Annotated in this window: 13 protein-coding genes; 11 read left to right on the top strand and 2 right to left on the bottom strand. The window is 68.9% G+C overall.

The annotated features are described in order from the left end of the window. The first annotated feature begins 165 nt into the window (after positions 1 to 165). The 11 genes from LG379_RS03520 (at position 166) to LG379_RS03470 (ending at position 15,748) form a co-directional block, all read left to right on the top strand. A complete protein-coding gene (locus tag LG379_RS03520) occupies positions 166 to 1,773 on the top strand; it encodes a class I SAM-dependent DNA methyltransferase (protein ID WP_225753180.1) in 1,608 nt (535 codons plus the stop codon). Continuing rightward, the gene (locus LG379_RS03515) at positions 1,766 to 2,962 is read left to right on the top strand and encodes a restriction endonuclease subunit S (protein WP_225753179.1); all 1,197 of its coding nucleotides are present in this window, start codon (positions 1,766 to 1,768) and stop codon (positions 2,960 to 2,962) included. Before LG379_RS03520 ends, LG379_RS03515 begins: the two co-directional genes overlap by 8 nt. After that, entirely contained in the window at positions 2,962 to 6,147 is a 3,186-nt protein-coding gene (locus tag LG379_RS03510; protein ID WP_225753178.1) for a type I restriction endonuclease subunit R, read from the top strand. The genes LG379_RS03515 and LG379_RS03510 overlap by 1 nt, the downstream gene beginning before the upstream one ends. A 266-nt stretch (positions 6,148 to 6,413) precedes the next feature. Beyond that, entirely contained in the window at positions 6,414 to 6,689 is a 276-nt protein-coding gene (locus LG379_RS03505; protein ID WP_225753177.1) for a DUF6112 family protein, read from the top strand. Position 6,690: 1 nt separating this feature from the next. Further along, positions 6,691 to 7,872, top strand: coding sequence for a conjugal transfer protein TrbL family protein (locus LG379_RS03500; RefSeq protein ID WP_225753176.1), 1,182 nt, complete (start codon positions 6,691 to 6,693; stop codon positions 7,870 to 7,872). Beyond that, positions 7,869 to 9,320: an SCO6880 family protein gene (locus LG379_RS03495; protein WP_225753175.1), complete on the top strand. Its 1,452-nt coding sequence runs from the start codon at positions 7,869 to 7,871 to the stop codon at positions 9,318 to 9,320. Before LG379_RS03500 ends, LG379_RS03495 begins: the two co-directional genes overlap by 4 nt. A gap of 89 nt (positions 9,321 to 9,409) precedes the next feature. Then, entirely contained in the window at positions 9,410 to 10,588 is a 1,179-nt protein-coding gene (locus LG379_RS03490; protein ID WP_225753174.1) for an ATP-binding protein, read from the top strand. After that, on the top strand, positions 10,588 to 11,694 hold the full coding sequence (locus tag LG379_RS03485; RefSeq protein ID WP_225753173.1) for a DnaB-like helicase N-terminal domain-containing protein: 1,107 nt from the start codon (positions 10,588 to 10,590) through the stop codon (positions 11,692 to 11,694). The genes LG379_RS03490 and LG379_RS03485 overlap by 1 nt, the downstream gene beginning before the upstream one ends. 47 nt (positions 11,695 to 11,741) lie before the next feature. After that, complete coding sequence (locus LG379_RS03480; RefSeq protein WP_225753172.1) at positions 11,742 to 13,508, top strand: type IV secretory system conjugative DNA transfer family protein; 1,767 nt, start codon at positions 11,742 to 11,744, stop codon at positions 13,506 to 13,508. A gap of 35 nt (positions 13,509 to 13,543) precedes the next feature. Further along, entirely contained in the window at positions 13,544 to 14,746 is a 1,203-nt protein-coding gene (locus LG379_RS03475; RefSeq protein WP_225753171.1) for a transglycosylase SLT domain-containing protein, read from the top strand. A 6-nt stretch (positions 14,747 to 14,752) separates the two neighbouring features. Then, positions 14,753 to 15,748 carry an ArdC-like ssDNA-binding domain-containing protein gene (locus LG379_RS03470; RefSeq protein WP_225753170.1) on the top strand — a complete coding sequence of 332 codons (996 nt, stop codon included), beginning with the start codon at positions 14,753 to 14,755 and terminating at the stop codon, positions 15,746 to 15,748. Between the two features lie 401 nt (positions 15,749 to 16,149). On the opposite strand, the gene LG379_RS03465 is transcribed toward LG379_RS03470, so the two are convergent. Further along, the gene (locus tag LG379_RS03465) at positions 16,150 to 17,223 is read right to left on the bottom strand and encodes a HigA family addiction module antitoxin (RefSeq protein WP_225753169.1); all 1,074 of its coding nucleotides are present in this window, start codon (positions 17,221 to 17,223) and stop codon (positions 16,150 to 16,152) included. Between the two features lie 15 nt (positions 17,224 to 17,238). Continuing rightward, a complete protein-coding gene (locus tag LG379_RS03460) occupies positions 17,239 to 17,538 on the bottom strand; it encodes a type II toxin-antitoxin system RelE/ParE family toxin (protein WP_225753168.1) in 300 nt (99 codons plus the stop codon). Positions 17,539 to 17,617: the final 79 nt, after the last annotated feature.

Genomic DNA, 17,617 nt, shown 5'->3' with positions numbered 1-17,617 from the left:
AGTGCTCATGCCCAACACCACTCGCGGCGACGAGCACGCCGCAACGATCCGCGACGTCGGGGCTTGGAAGCGCACATCGGGTGCTGCCGGTTCGCGCGTGGCATCCTCCCGGAGGTCGGGCGCAACTGACAGGATCAAGCTGTCCGACCTGCATGAGGGAGAACGGTGCCACCGAAGAAGAAGACCCAGTCCGAGAGTTTGGAAGCCACGCTCTGGGCGGCCGCGGACAAGCTCCGCGGGAAGATGGACTCCGCCGTCTACAAGCACGTCGTGCTCGGTTTGATCTTCCTCAAGTACGTCTCTGACACGTTCATGGTCCGCCACAACGAACTGGCCAAGCTGGTCGACGACGAGTCATCCGACTACTTCATGCCGACACCCGAGGCGAAGAAGTCGGTCTTGGAGGACCGTGACGAGTACACCGCCGAGGGCGTGTTCTGGATCCCCGAGGGTCACCGTTGGGACGACCTGCGCAAGGCCGCGAAGCAGGCCGACATCGGCAAGCGCGTCAACGACGCGATGGACGCGATTGAGCGGGAGAACCCGACGCTCAAGGGCGTGCTGCCGAAGAACTACACACAGGCTGAGCTTCGGAGCGAAGACCTCGGGGGGCTCATTGACACGTTCTCCCGCCAGGACCTCGCCGCCGCCGAGTACTCAGGCCTGGACGTGCTGGGCCGGGTGTACGAGTACTTCCTGGGCCAGTTCGCCTCGAAGGAGGGTAAGAAGGCCGGCGAGTTCTACACACCCCGATCCGTAGTAGAGCTGCTGGTCGAGATGCTCCAGCCATACCGCGGGCGGGTCTTAGATCCCGCCTGCGGGTCGGGCGGCATGTTCGTGCAGGCCGACAAGTTCGTGGCCGCCCACGGCGGGTCACGCAACGACATCTCGGTGTTCGGTCAAGAGTCCAACCCCACTACCTGGCGCCTCGCGAAGATGAACCTCGCCCTGCGCGGCATCGAGGGGAACCTCGGCCCCCAGTGGGGCGACTCCTTCCACGCCGACGCGCACGCCGACCTTCGCGCCGACTTCGTGATCGCCAATCCGCCGTTCAACGACAGCGACTGGGGAGGCGCACGACTCCGCCAGGACCCGCGCTGGAAGTACGGGATCCCGCCCGCGCAGAACGCGAACTACGCGTGGCTGCAGCACTTCCTGCACCACACCTCGCCCACGGGAACCGTCGGTACCGTCCTTGCGAACGGGTCCGTGTCGTCGCAGCAGAACGGCGAGGACGAGATCCGCAGGGCGATGGTCGACGGCGACATAGTGGAGTGCATCGTCGCCCTCCCGCCGCAGTTGTTCTACGGCACGGCTATCCCGGTGTGCCTGTGGTTCCTCACGCGGAGCAAGGGGTCGGTCAACCGGCATGGGCGCACGACCAGGGTGCGGACAGACGAGACTCTGTTCATCGACGCCCGCAAGCTAGGAACGATGACGACGCGCACTCTGCGGGAGTTCACCACCGACGACGTGCTCCGCATCGCGGACACGTACCACTCCTGGCGCGGCACCGATACGAGCGCCGATACGCGGTACGAGGATGTGGCAGGCTTTTGTCGATCGGTTTCGACGGTCGAAATCGCCGACCACGGCTACATACTCACGCCCGGCCGGTACGTCGGGAGTGAGGACGTCGAGGACGACGATGAACCACTCGATGTGAAAATTGCTCGACTCACTGCGCAGATCCAAGAAGGCTTTCGGAAGCGCGAAGCACTGCAGAGACAGGTTTCGGCCGCCCTCGAGTCCCTGGTGCCCGCTGATGAGTGAAGTGAACTGGGTTCCGCTCGGAGAGGTCGTTGAGCTCACCTCCGGCGGCACGCCAAGCATGACAAACGGCGACTACTGGCGGGGCGACATTCCATGGATCAGCGCCGCATCGCTGACCTCGACGAGAGTCGCGTCATCGGACCGAAACGTGACCCGAGCGGCGATCGGAAACGGGACGCGCATCGCACCCGCGGGATCGACCTTGCTGCTTGTCCGGGGCATGAGTCTGCACAAAGAAATCAGAGTTGGCGTCGCTATGCGCGACGTTGCGTTCAATCAGGACGTAAAGGCCATAAATGCGCGCAGCGGAGCAGATCCCGGGTTTGTCTATTACGCGCTCGCTGGGCGCCGACAAGAACTCCTGGGCCTCGTTCACGCGGCTGGGCATGGAACAGGTGTGCTCGCCACCGATCGGCTGCTGAAGGTGCCGATCTGGCTACCAAGCTTGGCCGAGCAGAGTCGGATCGCTGGGGTGCTTGGTGCGATCGACGACCTCATCGAGGCGAACCGAGCCGAGGCCGCGCGGCTTGTGCTCCTCGCCCAGTCAATCCTGTCGGGAGGAGACGCGGGGGCGGTGGTCGTATCGGATGTAGCGACGCTCTCGCGGGGCCTCTCCTACAAAGGATCGGGCCTAGTAGCGCGAGGCACGGTCGGCTCGGTTCCGATGGTGAACCTCGCAAACTTCACGACTAATGGGTGGGCCAGCGAGGACGGCCTGAAGTACTACGGCGAGTGCTTCAAGGAGCGGCATCTGCTCCTGGAGGACGATCTGCTGATCGCCAACACGGACCTAACTCAGCGTAGGGAGATCCTCGGACGGGCCGTGCTGGTCCAACCCTCTCTCGTGGGTGCAATCTATTCGCACCACACGAGTGTTGTGCGGTTCACGCGCGACGGGTGGCTGCGCCTGTTTCTGTGGGCACAAACTCAGGGCCCGACGTTTCGCGAGCGTGCGATGGGTTATGCCACCGGAACGACCGTCGCAGCGCTCCCGAAGGAAGCGGTACTTGACTTCGCGATTCGGCTGCCCGCAGATCCTGAGCAGGTCGCGGACGGCGCCAGCACCCTCATTCTCGAGGCGTGGAGCCGAGAGGACGAGATGACGGAACTCACCCGCACCCGCGACGAGCTCCTTCCGCTACTGCTGGCCGGCAAGGTCCGCGTCTCCGAGGATCTGGCGGTGGCGTGATGGCCGGGCTAACGGAGGACGAGCTTGAGCGCTGGGTCCTGGCGATCCTCGGCGAGCTTGGCTGGTCTTACGTCCATGGTCCGGACATCGCGCCTGGAGAGGTCGCCGCGGAGCGTTCGCACTACCGTGAGGTCGTCCTCGTCGACCGCCTCCGCCAGGCGGTCCAGCAGCTCAACCCTGGGCTTCCGCCCCAGGCAGTCGACGACGTCGTCGGCACAGTTGCGCGCACCGAGTCGCCGGCGGTGGAGTCGGAGAACTGGACTGCGTACGGTTACCTGACCCAAGGCGTTCCGGTCGAGTACCACGACGCCGACGGCGCCCTCCGCTCCGACCGTGCTCGTCTGGTCGACTGGGAGCACCCGCGTGTCAACGACCTGGCGGCGGTCAACCAGTTCTCGATCGAGGGTCCGAAGAGAGTGCGCCGCCCGGACGTGCTGCTGTTCGTGAACGGACTGCCGATGGCCATCTTCGAGCTCAAGCGCATCGGGAAGGCGTACGCGAAGATCAGCGGCGCGCACCGGCAACTGCAGACCTACCGCTCTCAGATCCCGGACGTCTTCAAGTGGAACCAGGTCGCCGTCGTCTCCGACGGCTACCAGGCCATGGCCGGGTCATTCTCGGCGCCGTGGAACCACTGGGCGGCATGGAAGACTATCGACGGCACGATCCGCGATCCGAAGAACGTCGACGGCCACCGCATCCCGCAGATCGAGGTGCTCACCCGGGGCATGTTCCGCCCCGAGGTGTTCTTCGACCTTGTGCGGCACTTCGTCGCCACGTTCGGCGAGGGCGTCGAGACGCGCAAGGCGGTGGCGAAGTACCACCAGTACTGGGCGGTGAACAAGGCGGTCGACCAGACGCTGGAGTCCGTCGAGACGGACGGGCGCATCGGTGTCGTGTGGCACACTCAGGGATCGGGCAAGTCGCTGGAGATGGCGTACTACGCCGGCAAGGTGATGACCCATCCCGGGATGGAGAACCCGACACTCGTCGTGCTGACCGACCGCAACGACCTGGATGACCAGCTCTTCGACGAGACGTTCGCGCCATCCAAGCCGGGCTCGCCCTTGCCAGAAGCGCCGGTGAAGGCAGAGTCTCGCCAGCACCTCAAGGATCTGCTGGTCGGCCGAGAGTCGGGTGGGATCATCTTCACCACGCTGCAGAAGTTCGGTTTAACGAGGGAGGACCGCGAGGCCGGCCGGTCGTTCCCGCTTCTGTCGGAGCGGCTCAACATTGTCGTGATGGTCGACGAGGCGCACCGGTCCAACTACGACGTCATCGACGGCTTCGCGCGCAACGTACGCGACGCGCTGCCGCAGGCCTCGTTCATCGGGTTCACCGGCACACCGATCGACGAGAAGGATCGCTCAACTGCGGAGATCTTCGGCGAGTACATCGACGTCTACGACATGACGCAGGCCATCGAGGACGGCGTTACGGTCAAGGTGTACTACGAGCCCCGCCTGGCACGGGTCGAGCTGCCCGAGGACGCCAAGGCGGAGATCGACGACGAGTTCGACGACGCCACCGTTGGGTCGGAGGAGGACATCTCCGAGCGACTGAAGTCGAAGTGGGCCAAGGTCGAGGCGATCGTCGGCTCGGACAAGCGGATCAAGCAGCTCGCCGCCGACATCGTCGAGCACTGGGAGGCACGCCGGCAAGTGCTTGCGGGCAAGGCGATGATCGTGGCGATGTCACGGCGCATCGCCGTCGACCTGTACGAGGCGATCGTCGCGCTACGGCCCGAGTGGCACTCGGACGACGACAAGGCTGGTGTCGTCAAGGTCGTAATCACCGGCAACGCGACGGACCCGGCATCGTTCCAGCCGCACATCCGCAACCAGCAGGAACGCCGCGCGATGAAGGCGCGTGCGTCGGACGCGAACGACCCGCTGGAGCTGGTGCTCGTGCGCGACATGTGGCTGACCGGGTTCGACTCCCCACCGATGCACACCATGTACGTGGACAAGCCGATGCGCTCGGCCGGGCTCATGCAGGCCATCACCCGCGTGAACCGCACCTTCAAGGACAAGCCGTCGGGGCTGATCGTCGACTACATCGGGATCGCCGAGAACCTCAAGGACGCCCTGGCCACCTACACCGACCGCGACAAGCAGGACCGCGCCATCGGAGAGGACGTGCGATCGGCCGCGATCCCCGAGATGCTCACCGAACACGCCGTCGTCTCCGACCTGCTCCACTCCATCGACTGGGTCACCATCCTCGGCTCCGGGAGCGCCAAAGCGTTCGTTTACGCGGTCACCGCGGCCGTGGACCACCTGCTTGAGTCGGAGCGCGGGGTCGAGGAGACCGGTGATGACGTCCAGACCGGGGAGTTCGGAGCCGAGACCCCGGACGGCACGTCTCTCAAGAAGCGGTTCATGGCGCACACCGGCCGTCTGAAGCGGCTTTTCTCGCTCGTGCCGACCTCAGACGAAGCGACCGCGATCCGCGACGACGTGGCCTTCTTCGACGCCGTACGCCAGTCCATCGCCAAGATCGAGAGCGTTGATCGCTCCCCAGACGGCGAGGCGCTCCTAGACACAGCCGTGCGGCAGATCATCAGCGAGCACGTGTCCGGGTCCGGGGTCATCGACATCTTCGCCGAGGCCGGGCTCGACAAGCCTGACATCTCCGTGATCGACGACGAGTTCAGCGCAAAGTTCGCCGCGTCAGAAAACAAGGCACTGCAGCTCGAGGCAGTGCGCCGCCTGATCTCCAAGGAGGTCAAGGTCGTCGGCAGGCGCAACGTGGTGGCCGGGCGCAAGTTCTCCGAGATGCTGTCGGACGCGCTCAGCCGCTACCAGAACCGCACGATCGACGCCGCTCAGGTCATTGCCGAGATCGTCGAGATCGCGAAGGCGATACGCGAGCAGCGCAAGCGCGGCGAAGACACCGGCCTGACCGAGAACGAGCTCGCGTTCTACGACGCGCTGAGCAGCAACGAGTCCGCGCGCGAGGCGATGAAGGACGAGGTCATGCTGCTCATCGCGCACGAACTCACCGCGATCGTCCGCAACGACGCCAAGACCGACTGGCAGGTCAAGGAGACCGTGCGCGCGAAGTTGCGGACCCGGATCAAGCGGCTCCTGCTCAAGCACGGGTACCCACCGGACAAGGAGCCGCTGGCAACCGAGCTGATCATCCAGCAGGCCGAACAGATCGCCGAAGCAGACACAATGTGACCCGCTAGAAGCGACTCGCCGGCCTGAACCCTCTCGGCTGCCTCGTGGCCGGACCGTTCGACCGCCGCGGCCGCTTCGCGCAACCAGTGTCCTGTGTCCCGGGCCCTACAGGCCCGCCGCAACCAGCCGGACGTCGTGCCGACAGGTTGCATCCGGCTGCGCCTACCTATTGGTGAGGCACCCCGCCGCTTGGGGCGGGTGCCCGGCCGAGCGGGTTGGGGGTACGGCGCATGTGGGCATCCATGGTGGCGGCGCGAATCGCGCCGATGGCGGATCCGGGGATCACTCCGAACGAGGACGGGCTCCCCGGCCTGCCGGTGGTCCGCAGCATCGTCGGTGCGCTGCTGACGTGGGGACTCGTTGCCTGCGTGGCTGGACTGGTGATCTCGGTGATCATCTGGGCAGTGGCGCACCAGCAGGGCAACTACTCCTACGCCTCGAGCGGCAAGACGGGGGTCCTGGTCGCGGCCGGGGGTGCGCTCCTGATCGGCGGGGCGAACGCGATCGTGACGTTCTTCTCCGGTCTGGGTTCGGCGATCTGAGATGCCGGTCCTGGCCCTGGACCCCTGCGTCGGTCCGATCACGTTCCTGTGCGATCTGGCGAGCAACGCCGCCGGCTCGGCGGCCGCCGGCGCCTCGGACTACGTGCTGGGCGGCTTGGGTGCGGCGTTCATCGACGCTGCCGCGCAGATCGGCACGGGCGCTCTCACGGCGCTGGACGCACTGACGCCGATCGACCTGTCGGTGTCGTGGCTACGCGACAACGTCGCAGTGATCGCCACGATCACCCTTCCCGTGCTGGTGGCGTTCTTCGTTCTGCAAGTGATCACCTCGGTGCTCCGACGCGAGCCAGGCGGCCTCGCGCGCGCCGTCGTCGGCGTGGGCAAGGCGATCCTCGGTGCTGCGTTGGCCCTGGGCGTGACTCAGGTGGCGCTGACCGCGGTCGACGAGCTTTGTGAGTACGTGGCGGCGTCGGCCGGCACCAGCGTCGCGGCCTCGGCCGGGCGGTTCTTCGACTTCGCTGCCCCCGTGCTCACGACCTCTCCCGGACTGGCGATCCTGTTCGGGCTGGCGATGATGATCGGCTTCCTGCTGCTGTGGGGCGTACTGCTGTTCCGCAAAGCTGCGCTGATCCTCCTTGCGGTCCTGGCGCCGATCGCGTTCGCCGGCTCGGCGTGGGACCAGACGCGGGTGTGGACCCGGCGCTGGCTCGAGATCGTCGCCGCGCTCGTGTTCAGCAAGCTCGTGATCGTCGTCGTGTTCGTCCTCGGCGCGTCGGCGTTCTCCGGCGTCGGCCCGAGCACTTCCACCTCGAACGCCTCGGAACCACCCGGCATAGCCGGACTGTCCGACCTGCTCGTCGGCCTCCTGCTCCTCTCGATCGCCGTGTTCGCGCCGTGGCTCACGTGGCGGTTCGTCCACTGGTCGGGCATGGAAGCCGCAGCGGTCATGAACTCCGCGGTCGCAGCCGGGCCGATCACCCGCGGCGCACGCAGCGCCGGCGCGCAGACACGGGGCCTGGCCCAGCACGCGGCGACCACGATGCTGCTCGGGCACGTCGGAGCAGCGGGGGCGGCGGGCAAGGCCGCGAGCGCTGGCAAGGCCGCCGGTGGGGGCGCGACCCCCGGCCCCGTCCGGCCGTCCGCGCCACCGGCCGCGACGACGGCCGGGGCCGCGCGTCCCGCTTCTGCGCCTCCCCGCGGCTTGGGTGGTGGTGGGTCGTGAGCACGCATGAGGTCGCGACGGTGCGCTTCGGCCCGCTCGAGCAACGGGGCGTGCTCCTCGGTCTGGGATTCGGCCAGCTCGGCATCCTGGGGTTCGCGCTGTTGGTCGCGTTGGTCGGGGTCTACTCCGGTGGGCCGTCCGGGCTGATCGACGGGGCGCCGATCTGGTTACCGCTGGCGATCCTGGCAACGGTGAACATGCGAGGCCGTCCCCTGCTGGCCTGGCTACCCCTCGTCGCCACCTGGCAGGCACGATCGAGGACTGGGGCGACCACCCTGGTCGCACGCCCAACCCCGCCTACCCCGCAAGCCCTCACGCTTCCAGGGGTCCGAGGACCGCTCTCGGTGACGGCGTCGCCGACCCTGGCTGCTGCGCTCGTCCTCGACCAGCGAGCGGGCACGGTGACGGCGATCGCGCGCGTTCGCGGCGCTGGCTTCGTGTTGGACGACGCCGCCACCCAGGACACGAAGGTCAGTGCCTGGGGGCGCGTGCTCGCGACGACCTGCCAGATGCCCCGCGTCCTGCGTGTCCAAGTGCTGTCGCGCACCGTGGCGGGAGGCTCGGCAGCCGCGCGGTCGTGGTGGCAGCGCAACGCGGCCACCACTCCGTCCTTGGCCGGGCGTGTCGTTGCGGAGCTGCTCGAGGGCGTCACCGCCAGTGCACGCCGACCGGAGGTCTTCGTCGCCGTGGCCCTGCGCAGCCCACGCGGGAGCGTCCGACGCCTCTCCGCGACCGGGGCCGAGACGCTGCAACAAGACCTCGCAGCGATCGGCGATGCGCTGCGAGCTACCGGCCTGGTGGTGGACAGCTGGGTCGACATCAGCGATCTCGGGGCGGTGCTGCGCACCACCTACGACCCGGTCGGCGCGCGCGACGCCTCCTCCGCGGCGCCGACGTCCCCGGGCGACGACGAGCGGCCGGCCGGGTCCAGCCTCCTCGGGCCGATGGGCGCCGAGGAGCACTGGGCGCACTTGCGCACCGACTCCGGGGTGCACGCCACCTACTGGGTGGTGCAGTGGCCACGCAGCGAAGTGCACCCGGCATTCCTCAATCCTCTGCTGGTGTCGGCCACGACGACTCGCACGGTCAGCCTGATCGCCGAGCCGGTCACCACGGCGCAGGCACTGCGGGAGATCCGCCGGGCCAAGGTCGAGCACGCCGCCGACGCAACCAGACGAGTGCGGATCGGTCAGATCGAGGACGAGGCCACCCGAGCCGAGGTTGCCGAGCTGTCCCGCCGTGAGGCGGAGCTCGTCGCTGGCCACGGTGACCTGCGGTTCACCGGACTGATCACTGTGACGGCCCCGACTCTGGACGAACTTGAGGTGGCGTGCACGGCGACCGAGGCCGCCGCCGCGCAGGCCATGTGCGAGGTGAGGCGTCTGGTCGGGCAGCAGGCCGTCGCCCACGCCGCCGCAGCCTTGCCACTCGCGCGAGGTGTGCTGTGAGTCGGCGAAGGATGCCGGGCGGACCGCCCCTGCGGCTGCCGGCGCACCGAGCATCGTCGGCCACCCTCGCCGGGGCCTACCCGTTCCTGGTGACGCCCTCGTGCGCGACCGGCGTGCTCGTGGGAACCGACGCGCTGACCGAGGAGCCGTTCTGCTTCGACCCCTGGGACCTGTACGCCGCCGGGGTCCTCACCAACCCGAACGTGCTGCTAGCCGGGGTCATCGGTCAGGGCAAGTCCGCCCTCGCCAAGACTCTGGCCTTGCGTTCGATCGCGGCCGGGCGCCATGTTTACGTCCCCGGCGACCCGAAGGGCGAGTGGGAGCCGGTCGCCCGTGCCGTGGGCGGTGTCGTCGTGCGTCTGGGCCCTGACTCGCCCACCCGCCTCAACCCGCTCGACGTGTCGACCACCGAGCCGGCTGTCGCGCACACCCGCCGCCTGCGGCTCCTCGCGGCGCTGGCCGCGACCGCGCTGCGTCGCGACCTATCCGCCGCCGAGCACACCGTCCTCGACACCGCCCTGAGCCTCGCGACCACCTCATCGACGACAGCAACGGTCACCGTCCCCGGTGTCGTCGACGCCCTCGACGCGCCACGCCAGGACCCCGACGGCCGGGACCTGGCCCACGGATTGCGGCGCGTGGTCCGCGGTGACCTGGCCGGGATGTTCGACGGACCTTCCACGCACCGGCTGGATACAGACGCACCGATGGTCGTCCTCGATTTGTCCGCCCTGGGCGGCGACGACGAAGCGCTCGAGCTGGCGATGGCCTGTGCTGCTGGGTGGCTCGACGCCGCCTTGACCACTACTCCGGCAGGCGGTGGTCCCGCGCGACGGTGGGTCATCTACGACGAGGCGTGGCGGCTGCTTCGCTCCGTGCCACTGATCCGGCGCCTGCAGTCGCAGTGGAAGCTCTCCCGCGCCTACGGCATCGCGAATCTCATGGTCCTGCACCGCCTGTCCGATCTCGACGCCGTCGGGGCGGCCGGGTCGGAGGCCCGCGCCCTGGCCGAAGGACTCCTGGCGGACTGCTCGACGCGGATCATCTACCGACAAGAAGCGGACCAGCTCACCGCCACCGCGAGCGCGCTCGGCCTGACCCTCCCGGAACGGGACGTGCTGACGGGCCTGCCTCGGGGCGTCGGGCTGTGGAAGATGCCCGGTCGCTCCCACCTCGTGAGGCATCACTTGCATGCCGACGAGGTCGCCATCGTCGACACCGACGCCGCCATGCGCGGCACTCCGCACCGGCCCCAGGAGGTGGCCTGATGATCGACCACGACGACGCCGTCCGGCTGGCCGAACAGGCGACCCTCGGCTCCCTGCTCTACGTCCCCGAGGCCACCAAGGTCATCGGAACCTGGCTGCGGCCGGGCGACTTCGCCGACATGTGGCATGCGCACGTTTACCGAGTCATCCACGAGCACTACCTCGCCGGACGTCCGCTCAACGCCTCCGAGCTCGGGTCCCAGATGCTCGGGGACCTCGGTCCACGCCGCGCCAACATCGTCGCGATCCACGACCTGCTCGCTGCGGCGCCGACTGCCCCACGCCCGGCCGTGTACGCACGCATGGTCCTTGACGCCGGGCTGCGGAGGGAGATCGCTGGCCTTGGTGTCCTGCTCCGTGCCGGCGCGCTCCAGTCGGCACTGAGCGGCGGACCTGCCCCAGTAGTCAATTCCTCCGCCGTCGTCGACGCCGGGCTGGACTCAAGCGCCAACCGGTGGAGCCTGGCCACGGGCGAACCGAGCGGGTGCGACGAGCCGCCGATGCGCCTGCGGGCAGCGCTGTCCAGCCGCGACCTGCGCTTGTCGGCCGACAAGTACCTGCGTGCCCACCCCCGGCGCGACCTCGTCACCGAGCACGCCCACGAGGCCGCACTCGTCGGCTCGTTGATCGCCCACCCGGACGCCATCGGACCGGTCGCCGCGTGGCTCCCGCCGACGTACGTGGTCACGCCGATCTGGCGAACCGTCTACGCCGCGACCGTCGAGCTGGCTGAACTCGGCCAGCCCGTCGACCTCGTGACCGTCGCAGAGGCAACGCTCCGACTGAGCCACCACCAGCCCGCCCCCGACCTACCCGACCTTCGTGAGGCAGTCGAATCGGGACGACTGGTCGCCCCGCACCGCGCCGCCGGCGACGTCGCTGCCGACCAGGTTCAGCGCATCGCAGACAACGGCGCGCACCAGCTTCAGGTGGGCGCGGACAACCCGGGTCTGCGCATCGAGGACCTGGTCGACACCGGTCACCTCGTCACCGGCGCCCTGCGACGCATCGCGCGCGAACTTCCCCACGCTGTCTCCGGTGCCGGGCGCCCGGCCCTGGCCGTGGTTCGCGAGCTGGAGGCCGCGCCCCAGGCGGTCGGCCAGTGACCCCGCCGCGCCGCCCAGCCCGCTACGGCGGCGCTCCCGCGCCGTCGATGGCACCGGATCTCACCAACTGGCTGCTCGCCGCCGGGTCCGCCGTACTGGCATTCGGGGCGATCTTGTGGTGCGGGGCGGCCCTCGCCTGCCTGGTCACGGGCCGAGCCGTGCCCGACGGCGGGCCGCTGGCCGCGCTCCGCGCGCTCGGCTCGATGAGAGACCCCGCGGCCGCGTGGCCAGCACCGGAGGGCCTGCCCGGCCCGGCCGCCTACTGGACCTCGACGGCCGTGGTCATCACGGTCCTCGCATGCGCGGGGGTGGTGGCGTGGCGCGTGGGCGCGCTGCGGTCCGACTCCGGCGGAGCATCGTCTCGGGTTCGGGACCTTCCAGGCCTGGCAACACCGAGCGAGGTTCAGGCGACCGCCGGACGCAAGTCTCTGGTTCGCCGAGGCCGCGTCATCCGACCGACCCTCAACCACCCAGGTGCTCACGACCTCGGCTACCGGTTGGGTCGCGTTCGCGGACGCGAGCTGTGGTGCTCCGTCGAAGACTCCGCGCTGCTGGTAGGTCCTCCCCGGATGGGCAAGGGGCTGCACGTGGTCATCCCGTGGATCCTCGACGCTCCGGGACCGGTCGTGGCGACGTCAACCCGACCCGACACGCTCGCGGTGACGATGGACGCTCGAGCGCGACGGGGACCGGTCGCCATCTTCGACCCGCAACGCCTCGCCGGCCTTTCTGGCGGCCTGCGCTGGTCCCCGGTCCGAGGCTGCGAGACGCCGCGCACCGCTCTCGTCCGGGCCCGTGGTCTCGCCGCCGGCGCCGGGTTCGGACGCACCGTGTCGGACTCGGACTTCTGGGCCGGGCAGACCGAGACCGCGCTGCGTTGTCTGCTGCACGCCGCCGCCCTGGACGGGCGCCGCGCCGTCGACCTGTACCGCTGGTCCCTGAACCCGGCCTTGGCCGAGGACGCCGTAACCATCCTCAACAGGCACGACGACGCCGCGAACGGATGGGCCGACGCCCTCGAGGCCGCCGTGCACTCCGACCCGCGCACCCGCGACTCCGTCTGGCTCGGCGTGCGCCAGTCCCTGGCCGCGCTGGCCGACCCGGACGTGCTGGCGGCCGTCGACCCCGCCCCCGGCGAGGAGTTCGACCCCGTTGGGTTCCTACGCGACTCGGGGACGCTCTACCTGCTGGCGTCAGCGGTGACTTCCGGGTCCTGCGCCCCGTTGGTGGCCGCGTTCGTCGAAGACATCACGGAGACCGCCCGCAGCCTCGCCGCCCGCTCCCCCGGCGCCCGCCTGGACCCCCCGCTCCTGCTGGCGTTGGACGAGATCGCCAACCTCACCCCACTGCCGTCCCTGCCCCAGCTCATGGCCGAGGGCGGCGGGTCCGGGATCACCACCCTCGCCGTCCTGCAGTCCCTGGCCCAGGCCCGCAACCGGTGGGGCGAGCACGCCGCCGACGCCATCTGGGACGCCGCCACCGTCAAGGTCGTCCTCGGCGGTCTGGCCAAGTACCGCGACCTGGACGACGTCGCCCGCCTCCTGGGCGAGATCGACGAGCTCACCGAGACCCGCAGTCGCGGTCGCGCCGGCGACCGCTCTACTTCGACGTCGGTCCGCATGGTGCCGGTCATGCCGCCCTCGGTCCTGCGGACCTTGCCCTTCGGCACAGCGGTGCTGCTGCTCCGCCAGGTCCGCCCGGTGGTCATCGACCTGTGCGGCTGGCCGAGCCGGCCGGACGCTGACGCCCTGCGGGCCGGACAGCGCCACATCGAGGGCGCCACCGCGGCGGCTGCTGGGGGTGCGATCCGATGATGAGGTCCATCGTCACTGCCACTGGCCTCGGCGTGTTGACCATCCCCCTCATCGCCGTCATGGCCGCGCTCGGTGCCGGCGGCTCGGCGCTCGCGTGCATCGAGACCTCTGCAGGAGGCTTCCTCGCCGACGACGCCCCCGTCCCTGCGGAGGCCCGCGCCTGGGTGCGGGCGACCAAGGCGGCCTGCCCGGACCTCCCCGAACCCTGGATCGCCGCAGTGATGGCACAGGAGTCCGGGTTCCGGCCGGACGCCTACGCCGACGACTCCAACGGCGGCACCTGGGGTCTGTTCCAGATGAACGCCAGCGTCTGGGCCGGTGCTTACGGGCACCCGTGGTCGGCCGACCTGAACAGCAACGGCGTGTGGGACGTCAAGGAGGGGGCGATCCACGCCCGCGTCGGTGGTGAGTACCTGTGCGCCCGGCTCGCCGGCGTCCGCGAGCTTCGCGGCGCCCACCCCGACTGGCCGTCATCAGCGCTGCCGGTTCTCGACGCACTGATCATCGCCCACAACGCGGGCGAGTCCCGGCTCCGGACCTACCCGACCTTCCCCTCGACAACTCAGGCCTTCATCGAGAACGTGCGCCGGCGGGTCGCGGACTGGAGTACCGTCACCGACGCTGGGACGGAGTCCGACCTGCCGATCGATGCCCTCAGCCCCACGATCGCCCCAACGCCCGAGCCGTCTGGCCCCCTGGATACCTCGGGCGTCGGGTGCCTACCCCACCTCGGCACCACCGGTGACGTCGTCGTGCCGCCCGGCACCCCGCACGACGTCGCCACCGCCGTCGAGACGGCGCTCGCGTACGTCGGCGTCACCTCTGGGTGGCATCAGCTCTGCGATCGCCTTGCTTGCCGCGCCTACGGGTTCGTCGGCTCCGGGTACACCACGGCCAAGGCCCACTGGAACACCATGGTCGCCACCGGCAACGCCCACCCTGGCGACGCCTGCCCGCCCCTCGGGTCGTTCGTCTTCTGGAGCACCGGCAGACCCGCTGGCCACGTCTCGGTCGTTGTTCAAGCCGACGCCGGGTGCGACCCGGACCGCATCCTCGTGACGTCCAACGGCGTGTACGACTCCGCCACCGGCAACCACGGCGGGGTCTACCTGCTCTCGTTCGCGAAGATCAACGCCGGCTACGTCGACGGGCGCGGCTACCTCGGTTGGTCCAACCCGATCTGCCAAGGCGTGAAGCTCCCTCCCGGGACCGTCCACCCGGCTCCCTCGGGTCGGTGAGCGACCATGCGGACTCGCCGCGACGGACCGCCGGTTCAGGACAAGCTCGAAGTCCTCCACCGCCAGCTCGTCGACGCCGTCGCGGATCTCGCGAGCTCTGACGCATGGATGCGGATGCTCGAGGCGGCGGCTCGCTTCTACGACTACTCACCGTCGAACATCCTGCTCATCACGGCACAGCGCCCGGACGCGACCCGGGTTGCGGGGATTCGGACGTGGAACAGCCTCGGCCGACATGTCAACCGCGGTGAGCGCGGCATCGCGATCCTCGCCCCGTGCATCTATCGGCCTTCGGGCGACGTCCTCGCTACGGGAGTGCTGAAGCCTGGCGCCGAGGGTGGTCGACCTCCGGAGCCACCGACCGGCAACGAGTCGACGAACGACTCACAGCGGGTCCTACGCGGGTTCAAGGTCGTGCACGTCTTCGACGTCTCCCAAACCGATGGCGAACCCCTGCCCGACGTCGCTCCACGACTCCTTGACGGCAACGCACCCAGCTCCCTAATGGACCACCTCGCCGGGCTGGCCACGGACGCCGGGTACCGGCTCGAGCAGGGTCCCTGCGGAGCAGCCAACGGCTACACCGACTACGGCGCGAGGATCGTGCGCATCGGTGACGACCTCAGCCCCGCCCAAGCGGCCAAGACACTCGCTCACGAGGTCGGCCACATCCGCGCCGACCACGAGCACCGGTTCACCGAGTACGCCAGCAGCATGGCCTGCCGGGGGCAGGCCGAGCTCGAAGCGGAGTCCATCGCCTACCTCGTCACCGCCCAAGCCGGGCTCGACGCAACCGACTACTCGGTGCCGTACCTGGCGGGATGGTCGGGTGGCGACGTCGGCCTCCTGCGTGAGGCGATGACGCAGGTGATCAACGTTGCGCGGAGAATGACACCGGCGGCTGCGGAGGCCCCCGTCACTATGTCGCGGACGAGCCAAGAAGTGGCGATGGGCGTCTCGACGCCGCCTACTTCCTCCGCTGCCGGTGCCCGAGCCCTCTAGGTTCGCCGGGGACAGGCCGGGACGTACAGGTGTGGTGCACGACGCAGCAGACGTTCGCCGCAACACCTCGTGATCTGGAAGTGTTCGTGGTTCGTCGACGGCGTCCAGCCGATCGCGCGGTCCTGCTGGCGAAGCGGTCGCCGGGCATCGCAAGGCGGCCGGGACGTGGAGTGCGCGTTCTGGCTCGGGACCGCCCAGAGGTGCTTCCTAAGGATGAGGCGTGCCCGTCGGGGCGTCGCAGCCGGTCGGCCACAGTTCAGGTTTCGTCACGCTGGCGGCATGGCGCGCCGTTCGATCTCTGAGACCTCCGTCGGGTCGGGAGCTTTCATTTCCCGAGCGCGAGGAGATCGCGTTCTCGAAGGCTTGAGGCGTTGGGGTTCGCGCGATCGGCGGCGCGACCGTCACCAGCCCTCCAAGGATGCGGTCACCGTGGGCGCGTCCTTCACAAGCGTCGTTCTCCACGGAATCCGGCCATCTTTCTGAAGTCGCCCGACCAGCACAATCGGATGGACTCCCATCGCGGCCGCCACGTTGTTCACCCACGTCGAGCTGATCCGTGCCGGGACCGTCGGGAGCGTCGAGGGGAAGACCCACGAACCCGCGAGCTCGTTCGCGGGCCCCTCCAGGCCCAGGGTCGGGCCGTCACTCGAGTCGTCGATGATGCAGGAGTCGGCCTCCAAGTGCCCGAGCACCACGTGCGCGGCCTCGTGAAGGATGGTGAAGAGCACCTTGTCCATACGCCGGCCTCGGCCCGACACCCCTATCACTGGCGACCGATCGTCGAGGAGAAGCGAGCAGCCGTCCATCTTGCTCGAAGGGAAGGCTTCCACGTAGACGAGCCGAACGCCGACCGCGGCGAACTCGCGAGGTAGCTCGGCGAAGGCTTCCGGGACCCGGACGAACTGTGTGAGCCTGCGCGCAAGGTCCTCGAAGTCACGAGGTGAGTACGCAGCCGCGGCCTTTGCCTCGGCTTCCTGCCGGACGCATGCGGCCCACGCCACCTGCGTTGATGTGAGCGCGGCGTCCGCGACTGAGCGTCGCGCAGCAACTAGGATTTCGGGGTCCTCCCAGATGTTCTTGGTCCTGTACAACCGCTTTAGGTCGGCCTCGACCTCCCGCAACGTGTCGCCGCGGATGAGGCCGCGCTGCTTCAGAACGGCGACGGGGGCCAGGGTCGTGAGCCGAGCGCGCAGGCGCACGTCGTCAAGCTCGCTCTGCGTACGCCCGTCTTGTGCCTGCCGCCAGAGGTGGTACCGGTCCTGCAGGTTGAGCCAGAATTCCGGAGTGGTCCCAAGGGCAGCGGCAATCTGACTCGCGGACTCGCGGGTGATCTCCTTCTTGCCGGCGATGATCTCGGAGACCAGCTGCGGAGGCCGACCGAGGACCTCAGCAAACTCGGCCTGGGTCCAGCCGCGGGCGTCCAGCTCCTCAGCGAGAATCTCGCCTGCGGGGAAGGCCTCTGCGAGGGTGTTCAAGAGGGAGCCTCCTTTTCAGTGGTAGTCGACCATCTCGAGGATCTCGACCACGCGGTCGGAGCCTTCGGTTCGAAGATCGAGGATCAGGCGGTACTGGTCGTTGAGCCTGATCGAGTAGGTACCGGCACGGGCGCCGTCCAGGCGTTCGAGCCGCAATGAGCGCATGGCACGGAGGTCGCGGTCGTCGGTCGCCGCCGCCAGGACCTGCACCTTCTTCCGGTAGGCCCTGATGAGGTCACGGCTCCATCGTGCGGAAACGAAGTTCGGGTTACATGCGAGACGCCGGAGATCCGCGTCCCCGTACTCGATGCGCACTCGGCCTCGCTTCGTCACCCATGCCCTGATGACGACACGGTAGCTGGTTAGAGCGACCGCCTCCTCGCGGCCACGCCGA

This window comes from Actinotalea sp. Marseille-Q4924, assembly GCF_916618755.1.
In the GTDB taxonomy this organism is placed as follows: domain Bacteria; phylum Actinomycetota; class Actinomycetes; order Actinomycetales; family Cellulomonadaceae; genus Actinotalea.
The sequence above is the reverse complement of the archived record's forward strand: the minus strand, read 5'-3'. Positions and strand labels throughout refer to the sequence as shown.

Bases quoted from the DNA above. Each gene is read 5' to 3' on its own strand.
- LG379_RS03500 (WP_225753176.1), top strand. From the start codon at position 6,691: ATGCCGGTCCTGGCCCTGGACCCCTGCGTCGGTCCGATCACGTTCCTG.
- LG379_RS03470 (WP_225753170.1), top strand. From the start codon at position 14,753: ATGCGGACTCGCCGCGACGGACCGCCGGTTCAGGACAAGCTCGAAGTC.
- LG379_RS03515 (WP_225753179.1), top strand. From the start codon at position 1,766: ATGAGTGAAGTGAACTGGGTTCCGCTCGGAGAGGTCGTTGAGCTCACC.
- LG379_RS03485 (WP_225753173.1), top strand. From the start codon at position 10,588: ATGATCGACCACGACGACGCCGTCCGGCTGGCCGAACAGGCGACCCTC.
- LG379_RS03505 (WP_225753177.1), top strand. From the start codon at position 6,414: ATGGCGGATCCGGGGATCACTCCGAACGAGGACGGGCTCCCCGGCCTG.
- LG379_RS03510 (WP_225753178.1), top strand. From the start codon at position 2,962: ATGGCCGGGCTAACGGAGGACGAGCTTGAGCGCTGGGTCCTGGCGATC.
- LG379_RS03480 (WP_225753172.1), top strand. From the start codon at position 11,742: ATGGCACCGGATCTCACCAACTGGCTGCTCGCCGCCGGGTCCGCCGTA.